25 protein-coding genes are annotated in these 24,770 nt (G+C 69.8%); 8 read left to right on the forward strand and 17 right to left on the reverse strand.

What is annotated here, in order from left to right; all coding sequences use genetic code 11:
* The first annotated feature begins 6 nt into the window (after positions 1-6).
* Positions 7-2,475 carry a hypothetical protein gene (locus D6689_05595; GenBank protein ID RMH43219.1) on the forward strand — a complete coding sequence of 823 codons (2,469 nt, stop codon included), beginning with the start codon at positions 7-9 and terminating at the stop codon, positions 2,473-2,475.
* Positions 2,476-2,493: 18 nt separating this feature from the next.
* Here the strand turns inward: D6689_05595 and D6689_05600 are convergent, their stop codons facing one another.
* Complete coding sequence (locus D6689_05600; GenBank protein RMH43220.1) at positions 2,494-3,609, reverse strand: GNAT family N-acetyltransferase; 1,116 nt, start codon at positions 3,607-3,609, stop codon at positions 2,494-2,496.
* 80 nt (positions 3,610-3,689) lie between these two features.
* Here D6689_05600 and D6689_05605 point away from each other — a divergent pair, with 80 nt between their 5' ends.
* From D6689_05605 to D6689_05615, 3 genes are all read left to right on the forward strand, one after another.
* Positions 3,690-4,544, forward strand: coding sequence for a hypothetical protein (locus D6689_05605; protein RMH43221.1), 855 nt, complete (start codon positions 3,690-3,692; stop codon positions 4,542-4,544).
* Positions 4,523-5,179 carry a 2-dehydro-3-deoxyphosphogluconate aldolase gene (locus D6689_05610; GenBank protein RMH43222.1) on the forward strand — a complete coding sequence of 219 codons (657 nt, stop codon included), beginning with the start codon at positions 4,523-4,525 and terminating at the stop codon, positions 5,177-5,179. Before D6689_05605 ends, D6689_05610 begins: the two co-directional genes overlap by 22 nt.
* Positions 5,180-5,450: 271 nt before the next feature.
* Complete coding sequence (locus D6689_05615) at positions 5,451-6,272, forward strand: hypothetical protein (GenBank protein ID RMH43223.1); 822 nt, start codon at positions 5,451-5,453, stop codon at positions 6,270-6,272.
* A gap of 7 nt (positions 6,273-6,279) precedes the next feature.
* Here the strand turns inward: D6689_05615 and D6689_05620 are convergent, their stop codons facing one another.
* Positions 6,280-7,152, reverse strand: a complete 873-nt coding sequence (locus D6689_05620) for an NAD-dependent epimerase/dehydratase family protein (protein ID RMH43224.1) — start codon at positions 7,150-7,152, stop codon at positions 6,280-6,282.
* Between the two features lie 23 nt (positions 7,153-7,175).
* Here D6689_05620 and D6689_05625 point away from each other — a divergent pair, with 23 nt between their 5' ends.
* Positions 7,176-8,636 (forward strand): hypothetical protein, encoded by a 1,461-nt coding sequence (locus D6689_05625; protein RMH43225.1) that lies wholly within the window; start codon positions 7,176-7,178, stop codon positions 8,634-8,636.
* 9 nt (positions 8,637-8,645) lie between these two features.
* On the opposite strand, the gene D6689_05630 is transcribed toward D6689_05625, so the two are convergent.
* Together D6689_05630 and D6689_05635 are read right to left on the reverse strand one after the other, a co-directional pair.
* Positions 8,646-9,365 carry a hypothetical protein gene (locus D6689_05630; protein RMH43226.1) on the reverse strand — a complete coding sequence of 240 codons (720 nt, stop codon included), beginning with the start codon at positions 9,363-9,365 and terminating at the stop codon, positions 8,646-8,648.
* A gap of 60 nt (positions 9,366-9,425) precedes the next feature.
* Positions 9,426-10,535, reverse strand: coding sequence for a DUF4388 domain-containing protein (locus D6689_05635; GenBank protein ID RMH43227.1), 1,110 nt, complete (start codon positions 10,533-10,535; stop codon positions 9,426-9,428).
* A gap of 35 nt (positions 10,536-10,570) precedes the next feature.
* On the opposite strand from D6689_05635, the gene D6689_05640 reads away from it, so the two are divergent.
* Genes D6689_05640 through D6689_05650 form a run of 3 tightly spaced genes read left to right on the forward strand, consistent with a single transcriptional unit; the run spans position 10,571 to position 11,840 of the window.
* Positions 10,571-10,819, forward strand: coding sequence for a glutaredoxin family protein (locus tag D6689_05640; protein RMH43228.1), 249 nt, complete (start codon positions 10,571-10,573; stop codon positions 10,817-10,819).
* The gene (locus D6689_05645) at positions 10,819-11,505 is read left to right on the forward strand and encodes a TlpA family protein disulfide reductase (protein RMH43229.1); all 687 of its coding nucleotides are present in this window, start codon (positions 10,819-10,821) and stop codon (positions 11,503-11,505) included. Before D6689_05640 ends, D6689_05645 begins: the two co-directional genes overlap by 1 nt.
* Positions 11,451-11,840, forward strand: coding sequence for a response regulator (locus D6689_05650; protein ID RMH43230.1), 390 nt, complete (start codon positions 11,451-11,453; stop codon positions 11,838-11,840). The genes D6689_05645 and D6689_05650 overlap by 55 nt, the downstream gene beginning before the upstream one ends.
* A 135-nt stretch (positions 11,841-11,975) precedes the next feature.
* Here D6689_05650 and D6689_05655 read toward each other — a convergent pair whose 3' ends face one another.
* The 13 genes from D6689_05655 to D6689_05715 form a co-directional block, all read right to left on the reverse strand.
* The gene (locus D6689_05655; GenBank protein ID RMH43231.1) at positions 11,976-12,908 is read right to left on the reverse strand and encodes a GTP-binding protein; all 933 of its coding nucleotides are present in this window, start codon (positions 12,906-12,908) and stop codon (positions 11,976-11,978) included.
* Positions 12,909-12,959: 51 nt separating this feature from the next.
* Complete coding sequence (locus tag D6689_05660) at positions 12,960-13,697, reverse strand: hypothetical protein (protein RMH43232.1); 738 nt, start codon at positions 13,695-13,697, stop codon at positions 12,960-12,962.
* Positions 13,694-16,621: a hypothetical protein gene (locus D6689_05665; protein ID RMH43233.1), complete on the reverse strand. Its 2,928-nt coding sequence runs from the start codon at positions 16,619-16,621 to the stop codon at positions 13,694-13,696. Before D6689_05665 ends, D6689_05660 begins: the two co-directional genes overlap by 4 nt.
* A 27-nt stretch (positions 16,622-16,648) precedes the next feature.
* Complete coding sequence (locus D6689_05670; protein RMH43234.1) at positions 16,649-16,903, reverse strand: hypothetical protein; 255 nt, start codon at positions 16,901-16,903, stop codon at positions 16,649-16,651.
* Between the two features lie 5 nt (positions 16,904-16,908).
* Entirely contained in the window at positions 16,909-18,720 is a 1,812-nt protein-coding gene (gene ptsP / locus D6689_05675; GenBank protein ID RMH43235.1) for a phosphoenolpyruvate--protein phosphotransferase, read from the reverse strand.
* Complete coding sequence (locus D6689_05680) at positions 18,717-18,998, reverse strand: HPr family phosphocarrier protein (protein ID RMH43236.1); 282 nt, start codon at positions 18,996-18,998, stop codon at positions 18,717-18,719. Before D6689_05680 ends, ptsP begins: the two co-directional genes overlap by 4 nt.
* Positions 18,991-19,833 (reverse strand): RNase adapter RapZ, encoded by an 843-nt coding sequence (gene rapZ, locus D6689_05685; GenBank protein ID RMH43237.1) that lies wholly within the window; start codon positions 19,831-19,833, stop codon positions 18,991-18,993. The genes D6689_05680 and rapZ overlap by 8 nt, the downstream gene beginning before the upstream one ends.
* Entirely contained in the window at positions 19,833-20,810 is a 978-nt protein-coding gene (gene hprK / locus D6689_05690; protein RMH43238.1) for an HPr(Ser) kinase/phosphatase, read from the reverse strand. Before hprK ends, rapZ begins: the two co-directional genes overlap by 1 nt.
* Positions 20,807-21,001, reverse strand: a complete 195-nt coding sequence (locus D6689_05695) for a hypothetical protein (GenBank protein ID RMH43239.1) — start codon at positions 20,999-21,001, stop codon at positions 20,807-20,809. The genes hprK and D6689_05695 overlap by 4 nt, the downstream gene beginning before the upstream one ends.
* A gap of 29 nt (positions 21,002-21,030) precedes the next feature.
* Positions 21,031-21,492 carry a PTS sugar transporter subunit IIA gene (locus D6689_05700; protein RMH43278.1) on the reverse strand — a complete coding sequence of 154 codons (462 nt, stop codon included), beginning with the start codon at positions 21,490-21,492 and terminating at the stop codon, positions 21,031-21,033.
* Positions 21,493-21,768: 276 nt separating this feature from the next.
* Positions 21,769-22,344 carry a ribosome-associated translation inhibitor RaiA gene (gene raiA, locus D6689_05705; GenBank protein RMH43240.1) on the reverse strand — a complete coding sequence of 192 codons (576 nt, stop codon included), beginning with the start codon at positions 22,342-22,344 and terminating at the stop codon, positions 21,769-21,771.
* Between the two features lie 52 nt (positions 22,345-22,396).
* Positions 22,397-23,887 (reverse strand): RNA polymerase sigma-54 factor, encoded by a 1,491-nt coding sequence (rpoN, locus tag D6689_05710; protein ID RMH43241.1) that lies wholly within the window; start codon positions 23,885-23,887, stop codon positions 22,397-22,399.
* A gap of 232 nt (positions 23,888-24,119) precedes the next feature.
* The gene (locus D6689_05715) at positions 24,120-24,452 is read right to left on the reverse strand and encodes a hypothetical protein (protein RMH43279.1); all 333 of its coding nucleotides are present in this window, start codon (positions 24,450-24,452) and stop codon (positions 24,120-24,122) included.
* Positions 24,453-24,770: the final 318 nt, after the last annotated feature.

Consider the following 24,770-nt stretch of genomic DNA (forward strand, 5'->3'; position numbering starts at 1 on the left):
GTCGGAATGCGCACATCACTGGGGGGAATTGTCGCCGTCTCGCTCGCCATCGGCTGTGGTGGCGGCGGCGACGGCGATGCGGGAAGCGGCGCCGACGGCGGCAGTAGCGTGGACGCGGGGGCCACCGACGCCGGCGACGACGCCGGGCCGCCCGAGGACTACACGATCGACGCATTCGGCTACGTCGATCCGAATCCGGCGGACTACCACCCCCTGCCGGATCCACGCACGACGCTGCTGCGCATGCAGGAGGTCGCGACGGTGATCCCGCAGGGCGGACACGGCGGCACCGTGGCGGACGACCCGCGGGCGGGCGGATCGCTCGGAACGCTGCCGGCCGACCCGCAAGCGGCCGACCGGCGCATCTATCAGACGCTGGCGGCCAACCTCGACGGCGACGGCAGCGACGAGATCGTGCTGGCCCAGTTGGAAACCGCAACCGGCTACGTTCGGGTGCGAATCATCGACTCCGCACCGATGAATCACTTCTTCCGGGAATTCGAGATCGCGGACGACGTCGCCGTCGACGACCTCTCCGTGGCGGCGGCCGACGTGGACGGCGATTCGAAGGACGAACTCATCGTCGCCGTCGGCGGCGCAGCCAACGTCGGGTGGATACGCGTCTACGACGATCTCGACGCGTCGTTCGCGCTGATCACGGAGCTCGCGAGCGTGTCGAAGGGCGTTCGCAACGTGGCGGTAGCCGCCAGCGACGTCGACGGCGATGGCGAGCCCGAGTTCGGCATCTTTCTCAACTGGCAGAGCACAAACGGCATCGTCTACATGATGTACGACGACCTCGCCGGTGGCGGCGGCGGGCTGAACTCGAGCGTCCTCACAGCGTCCTCATTCGGCACCGATCCCAACCTGACGATGGACCGGGTCGTGCTGCACGGAGGAAACTTCGACGACGATCCCGAGGGCGAGATCCTCGTCGTCGCCCACGTGAGCGACAATGACACCTACGCTCTTCGCTACTACGTCATCAAATATGACGGCGGTGCACAGATTGTGCATCAACGAGACCTGGACGTGCTGTCGGGAAATTTCAGCGGCTACACCCCGGTCGGCAACCGCTGGCCGTGGCGGTCGACCGTCGCCGACATGAACGGAGACGGTACGCACGAACTCGTCACGATCGCGCGACTGAGCAACGATCCGGACTACGACCTCACCGTCACGCATTACCCGATGCCGGCCGAAGCGGATCGATGGACCAGCGGCATCCGCGGCGCCGCCTCCCTGGCCGCGATGTCCGTCTCCGGCACCGCGCTCGGCCACGTCGTGGCCGTCGCCGACAAGGGGACGGCCGACGACCAGCCCGACGACTTCGGCGATGCGATCGTCGCCACCGCGCGCGACGGCGACTCGCTCGTGACGACGCGGTTCGGCGCCGTCGTCGACCAGGTCGGCCCGCCGTCGGTACACCGGTTCGTGTCGCAAACCCCCGTCGTGTCGACCGTTCCGGACACCGATCGGCCACCTTGGCAGGTCGCTGGCGATTTCGACGCCGACTCCGTCGTGCTCCGTTACACCGGTGAAAAGACGCTTGCGTTGGCCGACCCGATGCCGATCGCGATCCTCGCGGCACCGCCGACGCTGGCCGGCTCGTCCCAGCGGCACGATTTGAGCGACACCGGCTATGGCAGCGCCGTGACCATGGGCTCGAGCGAATCCGTCGAGATCGGTGTGACCACTCGCGTGACGTTCACGACCGGCGCGAGCATTCCCAAGGTCGGGCTGGACCTGTACGAGGTCGAAAAGAACTTCGACGAGGCGTTTTCCGCGCGCAACGTGTCGTCCGAGCGCGTCACCTACGGAACGAGCTTCCGCGGCGCGTCGGACGCAGACACCATCGTGTTCCAGGGCACTCTGTACAACTCGTACGCGTACGAAGTCGTGAGCGCCCTCGACCCCGGCGAGATCGGCAAGGAAGTCCGCATCGATGTCCCCGTCGAGACGCGCATCTACAAGTGGACGATCCCGTTTTTCAACTCGGTGCTGGCCGATCGCGGCTGGGCGATCGACGATTCGGTGTTCGACCACGTCATCGGCGATCCGGCCAGCTACCCGACGTCGGCCGAGCGCGACGCCATCCTGGCGGACACGACCGGCTGGCGGTCGCTGCCGGCAACCGTCGGCCAGGGCAACGGCACGGTCGAGGTGACGATCGACCTCGAGCAGGAGGTGGCCACGACGGAGCAGCGCACGCGGAGCAATCAGACGACCATGCGCGGTCCGCTCAACAATCTGCTGTGCGCGGCGGGCAATCCGAGCTGCACGACCATCGGCTTCCGCGACAGCAGCGCGTACACCGTCACCGCGGGGACGAGCACGCACTACGCCGGTCGCGTCGGCGACATTCCCGACACGGACGAGTGGACCAGCTCGCACTACGGGTTCGGCCTGTTCGTCTACTGGCACACGCTCGCCAACGGCACGCAGGTGCAGGTCCTCAACTACTGGACGGAGTAGCGGGCCGCCGGTGCGGGGTCAGTCGCGCCGGTACGGCAGGTACGTCGCGTAGGCGCGCATCTGCGCGGCGACCTCCTGCGCCTCTCGCGCGATGAACGCGCGTACGGCGCGGTCGAGTTCGGGATGGCGCAGCCAGTGGGCGCTGAACGTCGGGCTGGGCGCAAACCCGCGCAGCAGTTTGTGCTCGCCCTGCGCGCCGGCCTCGAACAGCGGAATGCGCCGCGCGATGCAGCGCTCGATGCCCTGATAGGCCGCCAACTCGAAGTGCAGGCAGTCCACGTCGACCGTGCTGCCCCAGTACCGGCCGTACAGCGCGCGCTCGGTCTCGAGATAGATCGCGCCGGCGATCGTGCGCGCGCCGCGGCGCGCCCGCACGAACTGCACCCGATGGGGCAGATACGCGCGCAGTCGGTCGAAAAACCCCGGCCGCAGATACGCCTGCCCCCAGTGGCGGGCGACGTTGCGCCGGTACAGCGCGTCCATCGCCGCGACGTCCGCGTCCGTCAACGCGCCACCGGCCACCCAGTCGATCGCATCGACCGCCTCGGCCGCGCGCCGCCGCTCCTTGCGAAACTGCTTGCGCTTGCGCGACGACAGCCGCGCGAGGAAGTCGTCGAACGACGCATACCCGGCGTTGTGCCAGTGGAATTGGTAGCTCGCGCGCGCCGCATATCCCATGCGGGCCAACGCCTGCTGCTCCGCCTCGGTACAAAACAACCAGTGGATGGAGTGGCACCCGACGAGGTCGGCCACCTCGCGCACGCCGTGCACGAGTGCATGGACGACGGCCTCCTCGTCGCTCACGTCCGGGTGCACGAGCAGCCGCCGGCCCGTGGCGGGCGTCACTGGCGCGGCCACGACGAGTTTCGGAAAGTACGGGATGCCGGCGCGCTCCGCGGCCCGCGCCCACGCGAAATCGAAGATGTACTCGCCGTAACCGTGCAGCTTGACGAACGTGGCGACCGCGCCGGCGAGCCGACCCGGCTCCGTCTCGGCGAGCACGTAGCGCGGAATCCACCCGGTGTCGGCGCCGATCGACCCGCTGTCCTCGAGCGCGCGCAAAAACCCGTGTTCGAGAAACGGCGACGGCCCATGGTCGAGCGCGTCCCACGCGGCGGCATCGACCGCCGCCACGCTATCGACGACGCGAAGCGTCAGCGAAAGTTGTCCGGCACCGATGTCCTGCGGTATAGCACGGTCGTCGGAGGCTACCGATGGTGAAGCTGGCGTGCTCGACCGTGTTTGCCCTGGTGCTGGCCGCCGCGTGTGGCGGCGGTGACGACGACGACGACGCGACGGTCGACGCGGCCCCGGCCCCCGATGCCGACGTCCGCGGCACCGTGAGCTTCGCGTGGTCGCTGTCCGACGGCAGCGGCCCGATCACCTGTGACGACGTCGGCGCCGACGCGGTGTCGATCAGCCTCCTGCCGGTCGGCGTTCAAGGGGGCACCAGCGACGTCAGCGGCTGCCCGAACGGCGCGAGCTCCGGCACGTTCCAAAGTCGAGGCGTGCCGCCGCGCGACTACGACGTCGAGATCACGATCAGCGCGGCGCAGGGGGACCTGATCGACGAGCCAATTCGCTTCAAGGGTGTCACGGTGGCGCCGGCGCAGGACACCGCGCTAGGCGACGTCGAGTTCGTCGTCGATCCCGTCGGCAACCTGACGTTCTCCCTGCGCGCGCTCGAGCCGGGCGGCAACTGCGCGCCAGTCGACGACGACGGCGCCGCCATCACCAAGTTCGAACTCGAACTGTCCCAGGGAGGGACGTGCGTACCGGTCGACTTTGCGATCCACGACCCGACCGGCGTACTCGAAGCGACCTACGCGACGACGTGTGCCGGCGAGCAGCACGATGCGTGCATCCCCGAGGACCGAGAGCTGCGCGTCGCGGACATCGGATCGGGGCCGACCCGACTGTCGGTCGTCGGCTATCGCGACGGCGATCTACCGTGTTACGTCACGACCGCTGACATCGACGTGCCGGGCAACGACCTCACCGCGGCGGTCGGCGCGATCTCCATCCCGCTCGACATGAGCAACGACGCGTGCGCGCCGCCGATGCCGTAGTCGCCGAGTTCCGCGCCCGCCGCGCGGTCGCGATCATGCGCTGGCCGGACCGGCGCGTCGCGGCCGACGCGATGGCCGCGGCGGTGCGCGCCGGGTTTCGCCTCGTCGAGTTCACGCTCGGGACGGACGGCGCCCTCGACTTGATCGCGCAGTTCGCGGAGAACCCGGACTTGACGGTCGGCGCCGGAACGGTTCTGACCGCCGACGAGGTGCGGGCATGCGTCGACGCGGGCGCACAGTTCGTCGTGTCGCCGGTCGTGGATGTCGGCGTGATCGAACAAGCGGGGCGCCTCGGTGTCGCCGCCGTACCCGGCGCCCACACGCCCACCGAGATGTGGACCGCGTACCGCGCCGGCGCCCCGATGCAGAAGCTGTTTCCCGCGGCCGCCGGCGGCCCGGAGGCGGTCCGCGCCATCCTCGGGCCGCTGCCGTGCCTGCGCATCGTGCCGACCAACGGCGTCACCGCCGCCAACGTGCGCGACTACCTCGATGCCGGCGCGTGGGCGTGCGGATTCGTCCGCGCGGTGTTCGATCCCGGCGCGATGGCCGCCCGCGACTTCGCCGCAGTGGAGCGCGCCGCCGCGGCGGTGATCGCGCAGGTCGCCGCCTGCCGCGGCGGCGGCGCGCCAGGGTGACGCCGGCCGGCGCGCAGGGCAGCGCCCCGGGTGCGCGCGACCCGCGCCGCCGTGACGGATGGCTCCCGCGCGCGGCGGGTGCGCGACCGGCCCCGCCGCGGCGGGTGGCTGTCGGCGCGCACGCGCCCGCCGCGGCGGGGAGGACGTGTCGCGAAACGTAGGATGTCGCCCTCCATCGCACCCCCGCCTGCGGATGGCGCAACCGATTGTTTTTACACAGTAAATCACTTTCATCTGGACACCGGCCGCGCACTTGTGTCATGCCCCGACCATGCAGTGCGGGGGTTTCTGGATGGCGGCGGGCCTGACCGTCGTGGCGGGCGCGTGCTCGTTCGACCCGACGGCACCGGGCCTGCCCTCGCGCACCGGTCCCGACGCGACCGCCGGCGGTGGCGACTCCGACGCCGGACTGCCCGACGCCGCAAGCCGGCCGCCCGCCGACGCGGAGCCGCCGCCGCCCGAGGAGGGCGTCGCCCGCAGCGTGCGCGGTACGCCTGACGTGTCGGACGCGCGGTTCGAGGAGTGGGCCGGCGTGCCGGCCTACGAGTTCCGGATGGGCGACGCGGCCGACTACCACGGTCGCGCCGGCTACACGCCGTCGGCCCGGCTCACGTTCGCGTCGATGCACGACGACGAGCACGTCTACTTTGCGCTCCAGGTCACCGACGATCAGGTCGTCGAAGGCGGCTCCCCGTTGTGGACGTTCGATTCCGTCACCCTGTACCTGGATGCCGGCGGCGACCGCGCGGGGCAGTTGGGCGCCGACGATCACGAGATCACGATCGGCGCCAACGCCATGTACAGCGACTTCACGCCGAGCGATCCGAGGGCGAAGCTCTCCGGCACCGCGCGGCGCACGGCGGATGGCTATGCGCTCGAGATCGGCGTGCGCATCGATTCGCTCGCGGACGCGCCGATGCCGAGCACGATCGGGTTCGATATCGCGATCAACGACAACGACGGCAGCAGCGACGCGGCGTTCGGGCTGTGGTACGTCAATCCCGGTCCACACTGCGAAGACTGTTGCGAAGGTTGGTCCCACCCGGAGCCGTGGTGCGACACGACCGTGTTCGGCCGGCTGATCCTCGAGTGACGTCGCGTCAACGCGACGCGGCCATCCCCTCCCGCCAGGTCGGGTAGCGCAGCGCGACCCCCAGCTCGCGCTTGAGGCGCCGGTTCGATACGCGGCGGTTGGCGGTGAGCATCGCCGCGATCGTCGGATCGACCTCGCCGACCGGCACACGCGGCGGCGGCGGTACGCCGAGGCGGCGCGCCACCTCCGCGGCGACGACGGCAGACGGCGCGGGTTCGTCGTCGCACACGTTGTAGATACGCCGCGGCAGCCGCGCGATCGTTCCTGCCGCAACGATCGCAGACACCAGATCGTCGACGTGAATGCGACACACGAACGTGTCGCCGTCGCCTACGATGCGGTATGTGCCAGCCGCCAGCCGCGCCGCGATCCCGCGCCCCGGCCCGTAGATGCCGGCCGCTCGCAGCGCGACCGCATCGACGCCGGCCTCGGCCGCCGCATCCAGCACGGCGGTCTCCGCGGCGAGGCGCAACCGGCCGCGCTCCGACGCCGGCGCCGGCGGCGTGTCCTCGTCCATCCATGCGCCATCGGCTGACGGCGGGTAGACGCCGGTAGACGACACGTAGACGATGCGCGCCGCGCCCGCGGCCGCGGCGACGGCGACCGCGCGGCGCTCGGCCTCCGGGCTCGCCGGCCCCGGCGGCGCCAACATCGCGACGACCGCGCCCGGCTCGATCGCGTTCGCCAGTCCGCCGGCCTCCGCCAGGTCGACCGCGACCGCGCGCGCGGCCGGTCCCAGTGGCGCAGCGACCGATCGCGCCGCGTCGCGCTCGCGCCGAGTGACGACGACGCGCGAGCCGCCGGCCACCAGCCGGCGCGCGAGCCGCGCTCCCGTGTAGCCGGCGCCGACGACGGTCCAATCTTTGCCCAGCGCGCACACCGCAGGCTACGATCTTACGGCCGATGACGGTACGTGCCCACGGATCGACCGGCCGCCCGAGGGCGACCGCGGGCCGATCCCGCGTCCGGTCCACCGCGCGGTGGTCGCTCTCCGCGTGGCTGGTCGGCTGCTGTGTCGCGTGCGCCGCGCCGGAGCCGCCCAGCGCCCCGCCGCGCCCGCGCGCGACCGGCCCCGCCCGCACGGCGGTGCCCGCGTTCTCGGCCACGTACCTGCTCACGTGGAACGGCCGGCGCATCGGTCGCGCCACCGAAACGCTGCAGGCCACCGAGGCCGGCTACGATCTGCGACGCACCGAGACGATCGCCATACGGCGCGGCGCAGAGTCGGTCACCCTGCGGACCGCGCTGCACATCGCGCTCGACGCCGATCTCGACCCCGTGTCGGTTCAGGTCACGCGCGACGGCGAGGGGCCCACGCTCGTCGGCCGCGCGCATCGCACTCCGACCGGCTGGAGCGCGACGTTCGCCGGCACCGCCGCCGGCCCGATCCCGCCGGACGCGATCCCGCTCGAGGTGCTGCCGCTGCGCCTCGCACGCCAGCCGCGCTACCAGGGGCCCGTCATGTTGCCCGGCTACGGGTTCGCCACCGGCGACGTCTACTCGCGTCCCGACGGCGACCGCGCCGCGGTCGTATCGCTGGTCGTGCCGACGGGCGTGCTCACCCAGCGCGTCGAACTGGACCCGCGCGGCGGGCTCGCGCGCGTGACCGCGCCGGGCGGCGTCGAGTCGCGCCGCGTCGCGCCGGCCGACGCCGAGCTTCCGTTCGACCCACCCGACGTGGTGGCCGCGGCCGCGATCCCGGTCGCGGGCCGCCCGCCGGTCGACGACGACATCATTCGCCTCCGCATCGCCGGCGTCACGGCACCGCCGCCGCGCCCGCTTCCGGGCCAACTCGTGCTCGCCCGCGACGACGGCTGGGACGTCACGCTCGCGGCGGGATTCGCGCAGGCCGATGTGGAGGCCGCCCTCGCGACGCACGCGACGGGTCGCGCACCCGACGGCGCCGGCGCGATCGCGGCAGCCATCGTCGAGGAAGCGGGTGCGGCCACCCCGATGGACGAAGTGCGCGCGCTCGCGCGCTACACGGACCGGTTCATCGCCGACGACCTCGGCTCGCCGACGGTCGACGCCCGCGCGGCGTTCGCGCTCGGTCGCGGCGACTGCACGGCGCACGCCGCGGTGTTCGCCGCGCTCGGCCAGGCGCGACACATCGACGTGCGGCTGGTGACCGGCTACCGGCTCACCGACACCGACGAAGGTTGGCGCCTCGTCCGCCACCGCTGGGCGATCGCGCGGGTCGACGGCCGCTGGCTGCCCGTGGACCCGACCTACGGCGAAGCGCCCGCGCGCGCCGTCCTGCTCGGACTCGCCGTCCACGGCGCCGCCCCCGCCGACATCGCCGTGGTCGACGAGGTCGCGTTCGCGGGGCTGCGCGGTGCGCGCGCGCACTTCGCGTCGCGCTAGCGGGGGCCGTCACCGCCCGGCCGTCCGCCCGGTCCACTGCTCGTAGTGCGCAACGCGCTGCTTGAGCGCCTCGATGTCCTCGCCGGCGCGCGCGCGCGCCTCCGCGGCGACGACGAGCAGTCCCATCGCCGCCTGCAGCAACCGCCCGCCCGGCAGCGGCAAGTTGGCGCCGTGCTGCGCGTAGTCGCGCACTTCGTCGATGCGAAACGCGACGGAGCCGACGTGCAGATAGCCGCCGTCGACGTACACGACGTCGCTGCCGACCATCAGGCCGCGCTCGAGTTCGCGCCGCGCCTCGCGGTCGCCCGCGCCGCGCGCGTGCGCTTCGAGGCGGCGCCGCGCGTCCTCGTACACGTCCGGGCGCGTGATCGGTGCGTTGCGCGTGTACGGCTTGAGATGATCGGCGATCCGCTTGGCCGCCTCGGGGCCGTCGGCGACGTGCAGCGCGACGTCGAGATCTCCGAGCGACAGCAACAAATCGCGCGACCGCTTGCGCCGCCGTGCCTCGCGCCACCGTTCCTGCGCGAGATACGCCAGGCCGATACACGCAAAGATGCCCCCCGGAATGTAGGAAAGCGCTCCGGCGACCACGCCCGTCGCGGCGGCGCCAGCCATCACGAGCGGGGCCGTCGGCGACTGCCCGATCAGCTCGACGCGGTCGAGCAAGCGGGCGTCGAGCCGGATGACCGGGTTGCCCGGCGGCGCGATCACCAAAAACGGGCCGTCCACTCCGATCCCGCTTCGCGGTAGCAATCCTGTCCGAGCCACGGCGTTCCGATGCAGGGGACGTTACAGCGAGATGATACCCCGGTCGGCGAGGCGCTTGATGGCGAGCAGCGCGTCGACGTCGCGCAGCGGGCTAATCCGCATCAACGACAGCAGATCCCACCGGCCGTCGATCCGGTCGGCCATGTCCTTTTCCGCTTGCGTCATGTCGATCGCGCTGAGTTCCTCTTTCGTCTTTAGCAGCTTCGGCACGCGAAAGCTCGACAGAAGCGAGCGCGACAGCTCTGCGAATACGCTTCGCTCGATCTCCGCGCGCAGCGCGTTGAGATCCTCGTCGTCCGGGCTCTCGGCCAGCGCCGCCATCACCAACTCCAGCGCGCCGACGCGATCGCCGCCCGCGGCACGTCCGCGCGCCGCGCGCGCCACATCGGCCGCGCTCGCCAGCGCGGCGGGACGGGACGGCCGGCGTCGGTCGATGGCGGCGGCCCCGGACTCGACCAGCCGCGCGAGCGCGTCGAGCGTGTCGAACCGGAAGTGGGGCCGCGCGCGCACGATGTCGCCGATCGTCTTGCCCTCGTCCACCGCGGCGACGAGATCGGCCGCCGCGTCGCCGACCGCGTCGCGCCGCACCAGCCACAACCGGGCCCCCTCGTCGTCCCCCAGGGCCGTCTCGATCGCCCGCCACCGCGGCGCGCGCTCGCGGCCCGCCTCGATCGCGTCGCGCAGATTCACGGATACCGCGTACTCCGACGCCGCGCGTGAACCCACGTCCGGCTCGAACGCGAACACGCCGTCGGGCCACGCCAGCGTGTCGGCCACCGCCTCCCGAATGAGCGCGTGCAGCGTGCGGTCGAGGGTCGCCGCGTCCACCGCGCCGACCATCAGAAGGATCTTGCCGAGTCGCACGCCGGTGTCGGCCTGGACCCTGAACGCCTCGGCGAGTTGGTCCGCGGTGACGAGTCCGCGCACGCGGAGCTGGTGGCCGAGTTGCTCGGCCGGGTGGTTCGAGTCGGTGCGCGTGACGTAGCCCGAGTCGAAGTGAAACGACCGCGTGGCGGCGCCGCGCTCGACCGTCAACGTCCCGCACGCGAACCGGCGGTCGATCCAGTCGAGGACGTCCTCCACGGGCATCGTTCGCAGCGAACCCCTCAGCGACATCCGACCTTGGAGCATACCGGAAAGTCGGCTACGATCACCGCGGTTATCCGATGGTAACCGTCGAGATTTACAGCAAACCCGACTGCTGCCTGTGCGACGAGGCCAAGCGCGTGCTCGAGGCCGTGCGGCGCGACGTGCCCTTCGAGCTACGCGAGGTGAACATCGCCGGCGACCCGGAGCGCCTCGCCGCCTACGGACAGGAGATTCCGGTCGTGTTCATCGGCGGCCGCAAGGCGTTCAAGTACCGGGTCGACGAGCGCGAGTTGCGCCGCCGGCTGCAGCGAGAGGTCGCACGCTGATGTCGACCTCCGCGAAACGAGCGGCCGCGGCGACCGCGACCGTCGCGATCGCCGGGTTCCTCATCGTCCGTTTCGTCCTGATGTTGGACGACGCGGTCGCGCGAGAAGAAGCGGCCGCGTGCACCGCTTTGCGTCCGTCCCCGCCGAACGACGCGTTCCGCGACCACCCGCTCGGCGACTTCCCGATTCCGGCGCCCGACTTCGCCGCGCAAGACGTCGACGGGAACATGCGCCGGCTGTCGGACTTCCGCGGTCAGGTCGTCTTTCTCAACTTCTGGGCGCCGTGGTGCCCGCCGTGTCGCGAGGAAGTCCCGTCGATCGAGCAGCTTCAGCGCGAACTCGGCGACGAGCCGTTCGTCGTACTGGCGCTGGCGTCGTCGCGCGACTGGCCATCGGTCTTGGTGGACTTCCCCGAGGGCACGCCCATGACCGTGCTCCTCGACCCGCCGGCGTCGGAGGACGAGCAAATCGGCAAGATCGCGCGCGCATACGGCGTTCCCGCGCTGCCGGAGACGTTCGTCATCGACAAACAGGGCTATATCCGCCACTACTTCGTCAACAAGCGGGACTGGAAGTCCGACATCGCGGTAACGTGCCTGCGTTCGCTGATCGAGGAGAAGGACACGCTGCCATGGCTAAGATCTTGGTTGTGGACGATGAGCCAGACATCCTCCGGGTCGTCGTGAAGATCATGGAATCGCGCGGTCACACCGTGACCACCGCGAAGGACGGCGTGCGCGCGCTCGAATTGGCGGAGAGCGAGCAGCCCGACGTGGTCATCTTGGACGTGAACCTGCCCAAGAAAGACGGCTTCGAGGTGTGCCGAGAACTCAAGAGCCGCGAGTCGACCCAGCACATCCCGGTCGTGATGATGACGGCGGCGTACGTGTCGGTGGAGGACGCGGAAAAGGGCACCGAACTCGGCGCCGACGAATACGTGATCAAGCCGTTTCTGCGCGAAGTGCTCATCCACAACGTCGAACGGCTGTTGCCCGACGCCGCCAGGGCCGACAACGGCTGACCGACGCCGGCCCACGGCGCGGAGTGGTCGTGCCGCGGGTACGGCACCTGTGGCCGACCGGCCGGCGACGAGCGCGCGCGTCGTCGGCGCTCCGGCGAGATGGCCTCGAGGACACCCTCGCGCCGCCGGGGGCGATCACGACGCAGCGGGTGCGCGGCAGGCCCACAGCCGGCGGCGCACTTCCCGATCGTCGATCCCCTCGCCGATCAACACGAGCTCGGTACACCGCGGCTCGGCCCCCCAGGGCTCCCCGGGACGAATCTCGACGCGCCGGCCGGCCAGCTCGACGTAAGCGCGACGAGACTCTCCGGCGAGGTTCGCCACGCCCTTGACGCGCAGCAGTCGATCGCGCCAGCCATCGATCGCGGCGAGCAGCGGGCCGGCGAGCAGCGGCGCGGCGTCGACGAACGTGGCGGCGGCGACCTGATGCAGGTGATCGCGGTGCGGCCGCGCCGCAGCGCGCGCCGCCCGGCGGGCGAGCAGCCACGGCACGAGCGCCGCCGTCCCGGCGTCACCGGCCGGGAACGCGGCGCGCTCGGCATCGCGGTTCAGTCGATCGAGAGCGGCGTGCGTCGCGGCGATCCGATCCGGACCGGCGATGTCGAGCTTGGACAACAGCAGCCGGTCGGCGGCCTGAATCTGCTCGGCCACCTCCGGCCGGCGGTCGAGCGCGTCGACCGCCGCGTCGGCGTCCACCACGCACACGACCCCGTACGGATCCGCGACGGCCCGGTCGAGGCCGGCCAGGATCGCCGCGGGTTCCGCGATGCCGGTCGTCTCGAGGACGACGTGGTCCGGCCGGGATCGCGCAACCACGTCGGCGATCCCGTCCCACAGGTCGTTCTTGACGTCGATCTTGCAGCACACGCAGCCGCCCGCGAGTTCGAGCACGTCGCCGCCGCCGCCGAGGATGAGCCGGCTGTCGATCGCGACCCGCCCGAGCTCGTTGACCAGCACCGCGATGCGGCGGCCGCGCGGCGCACCCAGCGTGCGGTTGAGTACGGTCGTCTTGCCGGCGCCGAGAAACCCGGTGAGGATGGTAAACGGCGTCGCCATGCCCCTGCGCATATCGCATTCTGCGGGAACTCGCCAGCCTCGTCGGCCGGCGGCAGACCCGAGTCACGCGCCGGTGCGCAGCCCGATCGCCCATCCCCCGTCGATCGCCTCGACCGTCGCCGATGCGGCGGCAGCCAGCGACGCCAGCGCCGCGACCTGCCCGGCGTGCCACGCGGCGTCCGGGTCGCCGTCGTGGCGAATCGTCACCACCACGCCGTCCGCCGCTCGCCGGGACGACAGCGTGATCGCGTGCGGCTCGCGCTCGGCCGCGGCGATGATCAGACGCGCGCACAACAGCAGCAGACGGCCTTCCGCGCCGCGCACGACCGGGACCGCGCCGAAATCGGCAAACACTTCACAGCCGGCCGAGACACGGTAGCGCGCAAGGTTGAGCGCCGCGTCGAGCGTCTTGTTGACGTCGATCGCGACCATCGCCTCGGGGGCGGCTCCGGCCGCTTGCGCCAACTCGCCGGCCAGCCGCGCCGCGCGCCGCGACATCAGGTACGCCTCGGCGACTCGTTCGCGCAACACGCCGACCTGTTCCCACGAGTAGGGCGTCGGACCTTTCGCGCGAGCGACGTGATGATCGAGTTCGTCCACGATGACCGCGAGCCTCTCGCGCAGTTCGCGAATCGGCCGCGCCAACTCCGCGGCCACTCCACCGGCGAGCAAACCGGCGATCGCCAGCACGCCCGCGTCGGACACCGTCCCCCGAGCCTCCCCTGCCGCGGCCGCCGGAGCGTCCACGTCCGGCGCCGGCGGCTCTGCGCGCGGCGGTATGCGCCCGCTGTCGTCGCTCATAGCGCACTCGTAAACAGGAGCCAGTACTCGCCGACGCCCCCGTCGGTGAGGCCGCGAGCGTACCCCACGTCGATCGTCCCCGAATCGAAATAGCCCAAGACGACATCCAGGCGCAGCGCGGCGCCGACCGCTACCTTGAAATCCGCGAGGTCGAAACTATCGTTGAATGCGTCGCCCACGTCCACCAGGCCGGCGACGTGCAGCCGCCGCACGTACACGGGCAACGTCGACAAGCCGCGCTCGACCTCCGCGACCACCTGACGGTATTCGGCGTTGAGCAGATGGAACTGCCGCCCGAAAACGGACCTGGGCGGATAACCGCGCAGGTAACCCGTTCCGCTCGCGCGCAACTGGTCGCGGATCGCGCGCGGGATGTCCTGGTCCGGCACACCGCCGAGGACGAACACGCCCGTGCGCCGGCGATCCGTCGTCGTGATCCCGCCGGCGAGCCGCAGCGCCAGCACCGGCGTGTCTCCCCACGGCAGCGGGAGGTAGCCCTCCCAGCGGTAGCTGAGATTGAGCGCGTGCACGCTCGAGCCGAACGCCGGATGGTCGAGCCGCACCGATGCGATCAATGACGTACCTTCGCGCGGCCCGAGCGTCCACGTATAGCCGCGCACGTCGCTGTAGCGAAACGACATGCCGATCCCGGACACGGCGATGTCCGTCTCGGGCGGTTGAGGGATGGCCTCGTTGGGATCGTACCCGTCGAATTCGTCCTCGTCGTTGTGAAACCAGTCCGCGTCGTAGTCGACCGACAGACTCGCCGACCCTTCCGGCCGCAGCAGAACCGGCAAATCGACGCGCGCCGACACGCCCAGATTCGTCTCGATGTACGACGTGTTGCGACCGTCGATGAAGTAGCCGCTGCGCCGCGCGACGCTGCGGTTGGCGGCCACTCGCAGCGTCGGCCACAGCCGCCGGTACGCGTACGCGCCGCCGACGCTCACGTCGCCGCGCTCGACGCCGATCGTGGCGGCGAGCGTGTATCCGTGCCAGCCAGCCACATCCGCGCCCGACGTCGACACCGTCACGGCCGACCCGAACGAGTCGGTCCCCGCCTGCAGCCGGTAGCTGCGCGGCGCGAGCGTTTCGAGCGGGCGGTACGGCCGCGGCGGCGTCACGGCCGCCGAGTCGTCCGGAATATCCGGCGGCGGCGGCCGATCGTCCACATACGGTTCCGGCTCGAGCCACCGCGCCGGCGCGACGCGAATCTCGAACAGATCGAACCCATCGACATCGTACCCCTGATAGACGATGTGCCGCCCATCCGGCGACACGTCTGGCCCGAACGCGCCCCCGACCACATTCGTAACCTGCCACGTCTTTCCGGTGTCGAGGTCATACGCGTAAATGTTGTACACACCACTTCTGTCGCTCGAATAATACAAGTACCTACCCCCCGGATCGAACACCGGATCGACGTCGATGGCTCGATCCCGCATCAGCTCGCGCACGTCACCGCTGGCGAGGTCGACGATCAAGATGTCGCGATACCCGCCCGGGCGCCACGCCGACAGCGCGATGCGCGTGCCGTCCGGCGACCAACTCGGCGCGCTCGCCTGCGCGTACGGCCCGCCATCCCACACGATGCGCGGACGCGCCTCCGGACGCAGCGGCAGCACCGCGAGCCGACTCGCCCCCGGCCCGACGACGACGGCGGCGATCTGCCGGCCATCGGGTGACACCTGCGGATCGCGCGCGCGCATGCCGGCGGTCAGCTCCGTCCACCGGCCGGTCTGCCGATCCCACCAATACAGGTCTTGCGTCCGATACTCCGTGCGCGTGAACCGCGTGCGCTCGACGATCATGTCGCCGTCGGGAAGCACGTCGAAGCCGCCGGAGCGATCCGCGATCAGGTAGTCCACCGCGCGGCCGATGTTGAACCCGCGCGGGATTGCGCGAAACCGGCCGCGACTGCGCCCGTCCGCCTGCCACCACACAATCCACTTGCCGTCCGGCGTGTACTGCGGATTGGCATCCGTCTCGCCGTCGAACGTCAGCCGCCGCCCCTCGCGGCGGCCGCGCCGGTCGATGTCCGCCAGCTGCGCGCGATACCGGGCGCGCAGGTCGGCCAGCCACTCTTCGTACAGTTCCTCGATCGTCTTGCCGACCGCGCGCTTCATCGACCGATTGATGGCAAACGGGATCGCGGTCGACCCGTAATCCGCCGCCCACCGGGCAATCTTGTCGGTGCCGTACCGGCGAAACACGTAGTCGAGGAACCGGCCGCCGTACAGGTACGCAGCCGTCCCGTGCGGCCACGCGCGCGGTCCGGTCGACAGCGCGTCGAGCTTCACCTCGCGTCCCTCGAGGACGGCGACGCGCAGAAACATATCGAACAACCTGCTGCGGATGCGGCCACTGGCCGTCTGCGCCGATTCCTGCATCGTCGCAATCCCTTCGACGATCCACTGCGGCTGGATTTGATTTGGCGCCCACACCCGACCGAACACCTTGTTGTACAGCGCCGGCAGGCCGCCGATACGCCCCAAATGCAATATGTGCGTGTATTCGTGTACGACCAGGTCGTAGAGCCAGTCGTCGTGGTCGTTGAGCACCGACAGCGCGGTCGGCGCCGCCGCGAACAGGCGGATGACGTTGCGCGGCAGCACATTCGCGAACCCGTTGGCGCCGTCGGTGTCGTCGACGAGGACGATGTGCGTCTTGTCCTCCGGCTCGTAGCCGAACACCGGCACGAGCGCCCGGTGCGCCCGCTCGGCGACCACGGCCGTCCGACGCGCCAGGCGATCCAACGGCTCGTAGTAGTGAACGACGAAGTGGTCCGACTCGACCGTCTTCCACACGAGCGTCGGATCGCCGGCGTAGGCGGACACGGCCACCAGGCACGACGCGATCGCGAGCCGCCACGACAACCTCGACACGGCAGCCCATTGTAGACGACGACGGCCGAGCGGCCGCATCCGCGCCCGATCGGACGACCGCGCGGGTCACCGCGCCGCGGCCGCGGGCGTCCCGTCGGGGCGCGGCTCGCCGGACGCCGGCTCGTCGCGAGCGGGGCCGGCCGGCTGGTCCCCCGCGTCCTGGCGATCGCGCGGCCCGGCGCTCGGTCGACCGGCCGGCGGGACCGCCGGTGCGCCGGCATCGGGCCAGTCCAGCTCGACTGGCACCTCGCGCGCGCGGCCCGAACCACCGCCCGCGCACGCCGTAGCGGCCAGCACCGCGGCGGCGACCGCGACGTACACCCGCATCAAGGCGCCTCCGAGTCGGTGCCGGGCACCGCGCGGCCGAGCGCCCCGCGCACGGCCGTCCGGATCTCCTCGGTCGTGGCCAAGTCCAACACGGCGTCGACCAGCCTCGCCATATCCTCGGCGTGAATACGGCGAATTACGTTCTTCACGGTCGGGATCGACACCGCGTTCATCGACAGCTCGCGCAAGCCCATGCCGACTAGCAGCGGAGCGATCAGCGGATCGCCGGCCATCTCGCCGCACACCGCGCACGGAACGTCGTGCCGCAGTGCCACCTGCACCACCGATCGCACCGCGCGCAAGATCGACGGGTGCAGCGGCTCGTACAGGTGCGCGACCCGCTCGTTGACGCGATCGACCGCGAGTGTGTATTGGATGAGATCGTTCGTCCCGATCGAGAAGAAGTTGACGTGAGGCGCGATCAAGTCTGCGACGAGCACCGCCGCGGGGGTTTCGATCATCACCCCGACCGGAACGTCTGGATTGAACGCGGCGCCCTCCGCCAAAAGTTCGCCACGCGCCTCGTCGAGTGCGCGCAACGCGGCCATGAGTTCGTCCACCCCAGAGATCATCGGGAACATGATGCGTAAATCGCCGTGCGCCGACGCGCGCAGAAGGCCGCGCAGCTGCGCCTTGAACAGCGGATAGACGGACTCGACGAGCGACAGCCGAATCGACCGCAGCCCCAGATGCGGGTTCGCCTCGGCGTACGTCTCGGGCAAGATGTGCGCGATCTTGTCCGCGCCCAGGTCGAACGTGCGGAACGTCGCCGGCTTGCCGTCGAGTACGTCGAGCACGCGCGCCGCGATCTGATAGTGCAGATCCTCCGACGGCGGCTCGCGCTCGGTCATGAACAGGAACTCGGTACGAAACAGCCCGACCCCGGTCGCGCCGAACTGGAGCGCTCCCGGCACCTCGTCGGCGAAATCGACGTTCGCGAGCAACTCGACGCGCTGGCCGTCGAGGGTGACCGCCGGCAGAGCACGGTTCTCGAGCAGTTGCTCGCCGATCGCCGCCTCGCGGCGCGCGCGACTGCGGTAGTGCGCGACGGTCTGCGGCGTTGGATTCAGAATGACCATCCCGCGCGTGCCGTCGACGATGATCAAGTCGTCGTTGCCGACGGCCGAGGTCACGTCGTCGAGCGCGACGACGCACGGAATCTGGTGTGCGCGCGCAATAATCGCGGTGTGGGACGTCTTGCCGCCGCCGTCGGTGATCAGACCCGCGACCGCGGCCCGCGTAAGCTGGATCGCGTCGGCCGGTGACAGATCGTGTGCGACGACGATCGCGTCCGGCGGCGGCTGCACCGGGGCGTTCGAGTGCCCCATCAGGTTTCGCATCACGCGCTCGCCGACGAAGTCCACGTCGCTCCGACGCTCGCGAAAGTAGTCGTCCTCGATTGCGTCGAATACGCCTTTGATGTGCTCGACGGTCTTCTTGAGCGCCCACTCTGCGTTGATCTTCTTTTCGCGGATGTAGCGAATCGTTTCGTCGACGAGGTGCTCGTCGTGCAGGATCAGCTGGTGAGCGGCGATGATGTTGTAGTGCTCGGATGCGTCGCGCTCGTGGATCTTCTGTTTGATCTGCTCGAGCTGCTCATCGCTCAGCTCGAGGGCGCGCCGGAACCGCTCCACTTCGGCTTCGACGTCGCGGTCGCTGATGTGGTGTTTCGGCGTCTTGAGCCGGCGCCGGTCCACCACATAGGCGCGACCGATCGCGATGCCCGGCGCGGCCGCCGTGCCGCGCTTGCGGATCTCTCCCCACTCGCCCGTCCGCCTGCCGTCGCTCGTCGTACGCCGCTCCCGCGTCATCCCTCCCCCTCACCAAATCCGGATCGCACGAGGTCGGCCAGCGCGGCGACGCACTCCTCCGCATCGGTGCCCCGCGCTCGAATCGTGATCTTCGTCCCCTTGGACGCCACGAGCATCAGCACGCCCATGATCGACTTGCCGTTGACCTCCTGGCCGTCCTTTTCGACGAACACATCGCAGTCGAACTGGCTCGCGAGATGTACGAACCGCGTCGCCGCCCGCGCGTGCATGCCGAGTTCGTTGACGATGACGACGTCGACTTCCGCGAAATCAGCCACGGTCCAGATCCCGGTGTCGGACGACCACGTCCCAATCGCCGCCGAGCCGCCGCCCCAATTCCTCGACGACAGCGACCGATCGGTGACGACCGCCGGTGCAGCCGACCGCGATCGTCAAATACATCTTCCCCTCGCGCTCGAACTCCGGTAGCGCGAAGCGCGCAAACTGCTCCAGCCGGTCGATCAGCTCGCGACCGGCGTCGCTGTCGAGTACGAAGGCGGCGACGTCGGCGGCGGTGCCGTCCTTTTGCGACAAGCCCTCGATGAAGTACGGGTTGGGCAAAAACCGCACATCCCACACGAGGTCGGCCTCGGGCGGCAACCCGTGCTTGAACCCGAACGACAACAGTGTGATCGCGAGCTGACCTTCGCGCCGGCCGTATCGCTCCTGAATGATGCCCTTGAGCTGGTGGACGTTGAGCGCGTCGGTGCGCACGGTCGCGTTGCGCGCGTCGGCGCGCAGCGGCGCCAGCAGCTCGCGGTCTCGGCGAATCCCACTGCGCAGATCGTCGCCGGCCAGCGGGTGACGCCGGCGCGTCTCGGAAAACCTGCGGATGAGCACCTCGTCGGCCGCCTTGAGGAACAGCACCTCCACGCGGTGTCCTGCCGCCCGCAGTCCGGCAACTTGCGCCCGATAATCGGCCAGAAACGGCTCTTGCCGGGCGTCCACGACGAGGGCGGCCGACGTCACGCCGACCCCCGCGAGCGCGTCGACGAGCGCCCCCAGGAGCGGCAGCGGCACGTTGTCGGCGCAGTAGAAGCCGACGTCCTCGAGCGCGCGCAGCGCGGTCGACTTGCCGGCCCCGGACAACCCCGTGACGATGACGATCCGCACTACTCCACCAGGTCCCCGTCGAACCCCGCCGGCGTCGCCTCCGCGATCTGCCGATTGAGCCGTTCCTGAAATTCGCGAGCCGTGTAGTGGCCCATGAACTTGAGCAGTTGGTTGCGCGCGGCGACCTCGATGATCGTCGCGATGCTCCGGCCCGGCCGCACCGGAACGCGCAGCATCGGTATCGGAGCTCCCAGCAGCTGATACGTGCGGTCCTCGGTACCGAGACGGTCGTACTCCTCGGTCGGATCCCACTCGGCCAGTTCGATCACCAACTCGATCTTCTTGGTGTCGCGAACCGCCGCGACGCCGAACAGGTCTTTGACGTTGATGATACCGAGTCCGCGGATTTCCATGTGGTGGCGGATGATCGGCGAGCCGGTGCCGTACACCAGATCGGCCCCGAGCCGGCGCAGCTTCACGATGTCGTCCGCCACGAGGCGATGCCCGCGAACGAGCAGGTCGAGGGCCGCTTCGCTCTTCCCGATGCCGCTTTTGCCCACCAACAACACGCCGACCCCGAGCACGTCCAACAGCACGCCGTGTATCGATGACGTCGGCGCGAGGTGCTCCTGCAACCAATGTTTGACGCCGCGGATGAACTCGCTGCTCACCAGCTGCGACACCATCAACGGAACCCCCTGCGCCTCACACGCGGCGACCAACTCTGCCGGGGGCTCGAGGCCGCGCGTGATCACGATGCACGCCGGCGACGCGGCCATGACGGTTTCGACCGCCACCGCCCGCGCCGCATCGTCGACACCGCGCAGGTAGTCGATCTCGGTGCCGCCGAGGCACAGCAGGCGGTCGTCGTGGATCTGCTCGCGGTAGCCCGTGAGCGCCAGGCCCGGCTTCTGAATGCGCGGCACGTAAATGGTGCGCCCCAACCCGGTCGCACCGGCCCGCAGGTCGAGTTGTAGCGGCTCTCCGAGATCGGCGAGCAGCCGGTCGACCGTCACGCTGGGAGTCGTACGGGTCACTCGAACCAGACTCCGTTCGCGGCCCGCGCATCCGCCGGGTTCCGGATTGCGACAGCGATCGCGCGGCCACGGCTCGTCCGCACAGCGGCGTCCCGCTCGTGACGCCCGCGCAACCGCGGGCCGCGCGCACGCGAGGCACGGGGCCCGGCGAGGTCTCCGAGCAGCAGCGCGGCGTGAGAAATCAGGGACATGGGCGAAATGCTATGCGTGAGGGCCGCCGCTAGTACTTGGCGTCCTCCTCCGCGAGGATTTCGTACATCGCGTCGGCATCGGCGGCGGCGAGCAGCCGCTTTCTGAACTCGCGGTCCTTGAACAGGCGGCTGACCCGGGCGAGCGCCTTGAGGTGCGCGCCGGTAGACGAGACCGGCGCGATGAGGACGAAAAACAAGTAGGTGGGCTGCCCGTCCATCGAGTCGAAATCCACCCCCTCCGCGACGCGCCCGAGACAGGCGACGATCTCGTCGAGACCGGGCAGTTTGCCGTGGGGAATGGCGACGCCCTCCCCGATGGCGGTCGACGCCAGCTCCTCGCGCTCGATGAGCACTCGGGCGATGGTTTCCTCGTCGAGGCCGGGCCGGTGCGACGCGATGTGGTGCGCGAGTTCCTGAAGGATGTCGCGCTTGGTCCGGCCCTTCAGCTGCGGGATCACCATGTCCCGCCGTATCAAGTCGATAATCTTCATCGAGCGCTCGGGCGGCAGACTAGCAAAAAAGCCCGTTCGCGGGGAGCGGCCGGCGCCGGCTGCGGCGCGAACCGTGAGGTCGCCCGCCGGCTCGCGAACGCGCGGGGCGTCGACGCCCGCGATGCGCTCGGCGCGGCCCGTGGGCGGCAACCGCGACAGCCAGCGACACCCGGTGGCCACCGCGCGCGTCCGGACGGCGACGGTCGCCGGGGGACCGCGGGCCGCCGGGCCAGGTTTCGACGCAGTCCCGCGCGCCGGCGAGCCGGCGCCACGGCGTCACGCCGTCGCCGCTTCCGTTTCGATCAGGCCGTAGCTGTCGTCGTCGCGCCGGTAGACGACGTTGACCTGCCCGGTATCCGCGTTGCGAAACACGAGGAACTGCAGGTCCGCGAGGTTCAATTGCATGATGGCCTCGTCGACCGTGAGCGGATGCGCGACGAACTTGTCGCGCTTGACGACCCGCGGCGCGGGCGGGGCCGGCTCGGGCGGTCGTGCATCTGGCGCGGGCGTCTCCTCGAGCACGGTATGAGCGTACGGCATCGGTGTCACGTCCGTGCGCGGCTTGTGATCGCGCAGCTTGTCCTTGTACCGGCGGACCTGCCGTTCGATCTTCGCCACCACCAGGTCGATCGACGAGTACATGTCCTCGGTGGCTTCGTGCCCCGCGATCTGCAACCCGTTGTGCAGCTGCAGATTCACGTCGACGCGGTGCTTGTAGCGCTCCGTGCTCATCACGACGTGGCACGAGATCGGATCAGGAAAGTACTTCTTGATCCGCTGCATCCGCTCCTTCGCGTAGTCCTTGAGAGCGTCGGTCGCCTCCATCTGGCGAAACGTCACGGAAAATTGCATCGAGTCCCCCAGCGATCGGGTCGCGGACGGCGACAGCCGGCCGACGACGGCGTCAGAACACCTGCTTGCGCTTGGACGAGCTCAGGATCCCCATCTGTTCTCGGTACTTGGCCACCGTCCGGCGCGCGATGTCGATGTTTTGCTCCTTGAGGAGCTGCACGATCTTCTGATCGGAATACGGGCGCTGCTTCGGCTCGTTGTCGATGATCTCCTTGATCTTCTGCTTGACCGCCTGCGATGCGAGGTCTTCGCCGTTGGTGCGGGAGATCCCAGAGTTGAAGAAAAACTTGAGTTCGAAGATGCCCTGCGGCGTATGCACGTACTTGTTGGTCGTCACGCGCGAAATCGTGGACTCGTGCATGCCGATGTCTTCGGCCACATCGCGCAAGATCAGCGGCTTGAGGTGCGCGATCCCCTTGTCGAAGAAGTCGCGCTGAAACTTGATGATCGACTCGGTGACCTTGATGATCGTCCGCTGCCGCTGCTGAATCGACCGGATGAGCCACTGCGCGGACCGCAACTTCTCCTGGATGTACTCCTTGGTGCCGTCGCCCTTTTCGAACGCCGCGCGGTAGAAGTTGCTGATCTTGAGCTTCGGCAGGCCGTCGTCGTTGGGCACGACGAAGTATTTGTCGCCGACCTTGTGGACGTAGACGTCCGGCGTGATGTACCGCGGCTCGTCCAGCGAGTACTGCCGCCCCGGCCGCGGATCGAACTCCATGATCACCTTCGCCGCCTCGTAGATCTCCTCGAGCGGAGCCTTCAGGTCGCGCGCGATCGCCTGGTAGTTCTTCTTTTCGAGGTTGCCGAGATGGTCCTTGATGATCTTGACGACCAGATCGTCGTCCTCACCGTAGTGGATCGCCTGGATGAGCATGCACTCGGCCAGGCTGCGCGCGCCGACGCCGATCGGATCGAACCCCTGAATCGTCTCGAGGACCTCCTCGGCGACCTCCTCGGATACGCCGGCCTCGGCAGCGATTTCGGACAGCGGCGGCTCCTTCAGGTAGCCATCGCTGTCGAGGTTGCCGAGGATCAGCATGCCCACCCGCATCCGGTCCTCGTCGAGTTCGGTCATCTTGAGTTGCCACGCCAGATGCTCGAACAAGGACTCGCCGCGGGTGAGGGTGGCCTCGTAGCCGGGTAGATCGTCGTTGTCCGGCCGGTACGACGGCATCGGCGGCGCCGTCGAGTAGCTCTCCAGGTAGCTTTCCCAGTCGATCTCGTTGACCGCGCTGTCGTCGGCCTTGACCTCCTTTTCCGCCTCGGCCGCCGGAACTTCGGTCACGGGAGTCTCGGTCGCGCCAGCCTGCTCGACCTTGGCGGCGACGTCCGCGTCATCGCCCACCCGGCTCTCCTCCTTGGCCCCCACGCCGGTGAGTTCGACGTCGTCCTCCAGTACCGGGTTTTCGAGCATTTCCTCGCGGACGAGGTCCACGAGTTCCATCCGAGACAGCTGCAGCAGCTTGATGGCCTGCTGGAGCTGAGGCGTCATGACAAGCTGCTGGGACAGCTTGAGGTCAATCCTCATTTCCATGGCCATATGACTGAATCTCCTCGCTTTCTCGGCCGGCGGAGCCGCGTTTGGCGTCCATGATAGCGGTTGGCACCGCATTTGTACAGGCTTGACAAACGCGATGGCACCAGTATTGCAAGAACACCCTTGACACGGCCGGCCGAGTTGTGCGTCGCCCGCCGCGGGCCGGCGCGGCTGCAAACGGACCCGCACGTGCTCGCGCGTCACCGCCCGCGCCGACTCGGCACGCGCTCGCGCGTCACCGCCCGCGCCGACTCGGCACGCGCTCGCGCGGCCGTCCGGCGCGATGGTCCCGCACCACGGGCCCCGCTTTCACCCACGGGCCTGGAACCCACGTGGTGCGCCCGTCCGCGCCGCGGGTCCAATACCCGGGCTTCCATACGTGCCCGGCCCGCGCACGAACCCAGCGGCCCGGAACCCACACGTACCGGCCGCCGCGCCACGCCCAGTGGCCGCGCAGCCACACGTAGCCCGGCCGCGCGCGCACCCACCGGCCCGGAACCCACACCCACCGCCCCGCCTGCACGACCCAGTACCCCTGGATGTAGACGTAGCCCGGCCGCGCCGGCAGCCAGTAGCCGGGCCGCCATACCCACTGCCCGTCCACCCACTCCCAGTGGCCCTCGACCCACACGTAGCCGTCGCGCGCTACCCAGTAGACGGCATCGTCCGGCGGCGGCGGCGGGCCGATCGAGACGCCGACCGAAGCGCTCGACACGGTCGCCCCGCCGCACCCGGTCACCGCGGCGCCGGCGAGCGCGACCGCCAGGACCATCCCCAAGATCGTCCAGCGATGCGACGTCCTCATGGCGTACCTCCGTCTGCGCGACAACGTAATCACCGGCGGACGGCGCGCCACTCCGCAGGCCGCGCACGCGCGATAGCCCGT

The organism is Deltaproteobacteria bacterium (assembly GCA_003696105.1).
Taxonomy (GTDB): Bacteria; Myxococcota_A; Polyangia; order Haliangiales; family J016; genus J016.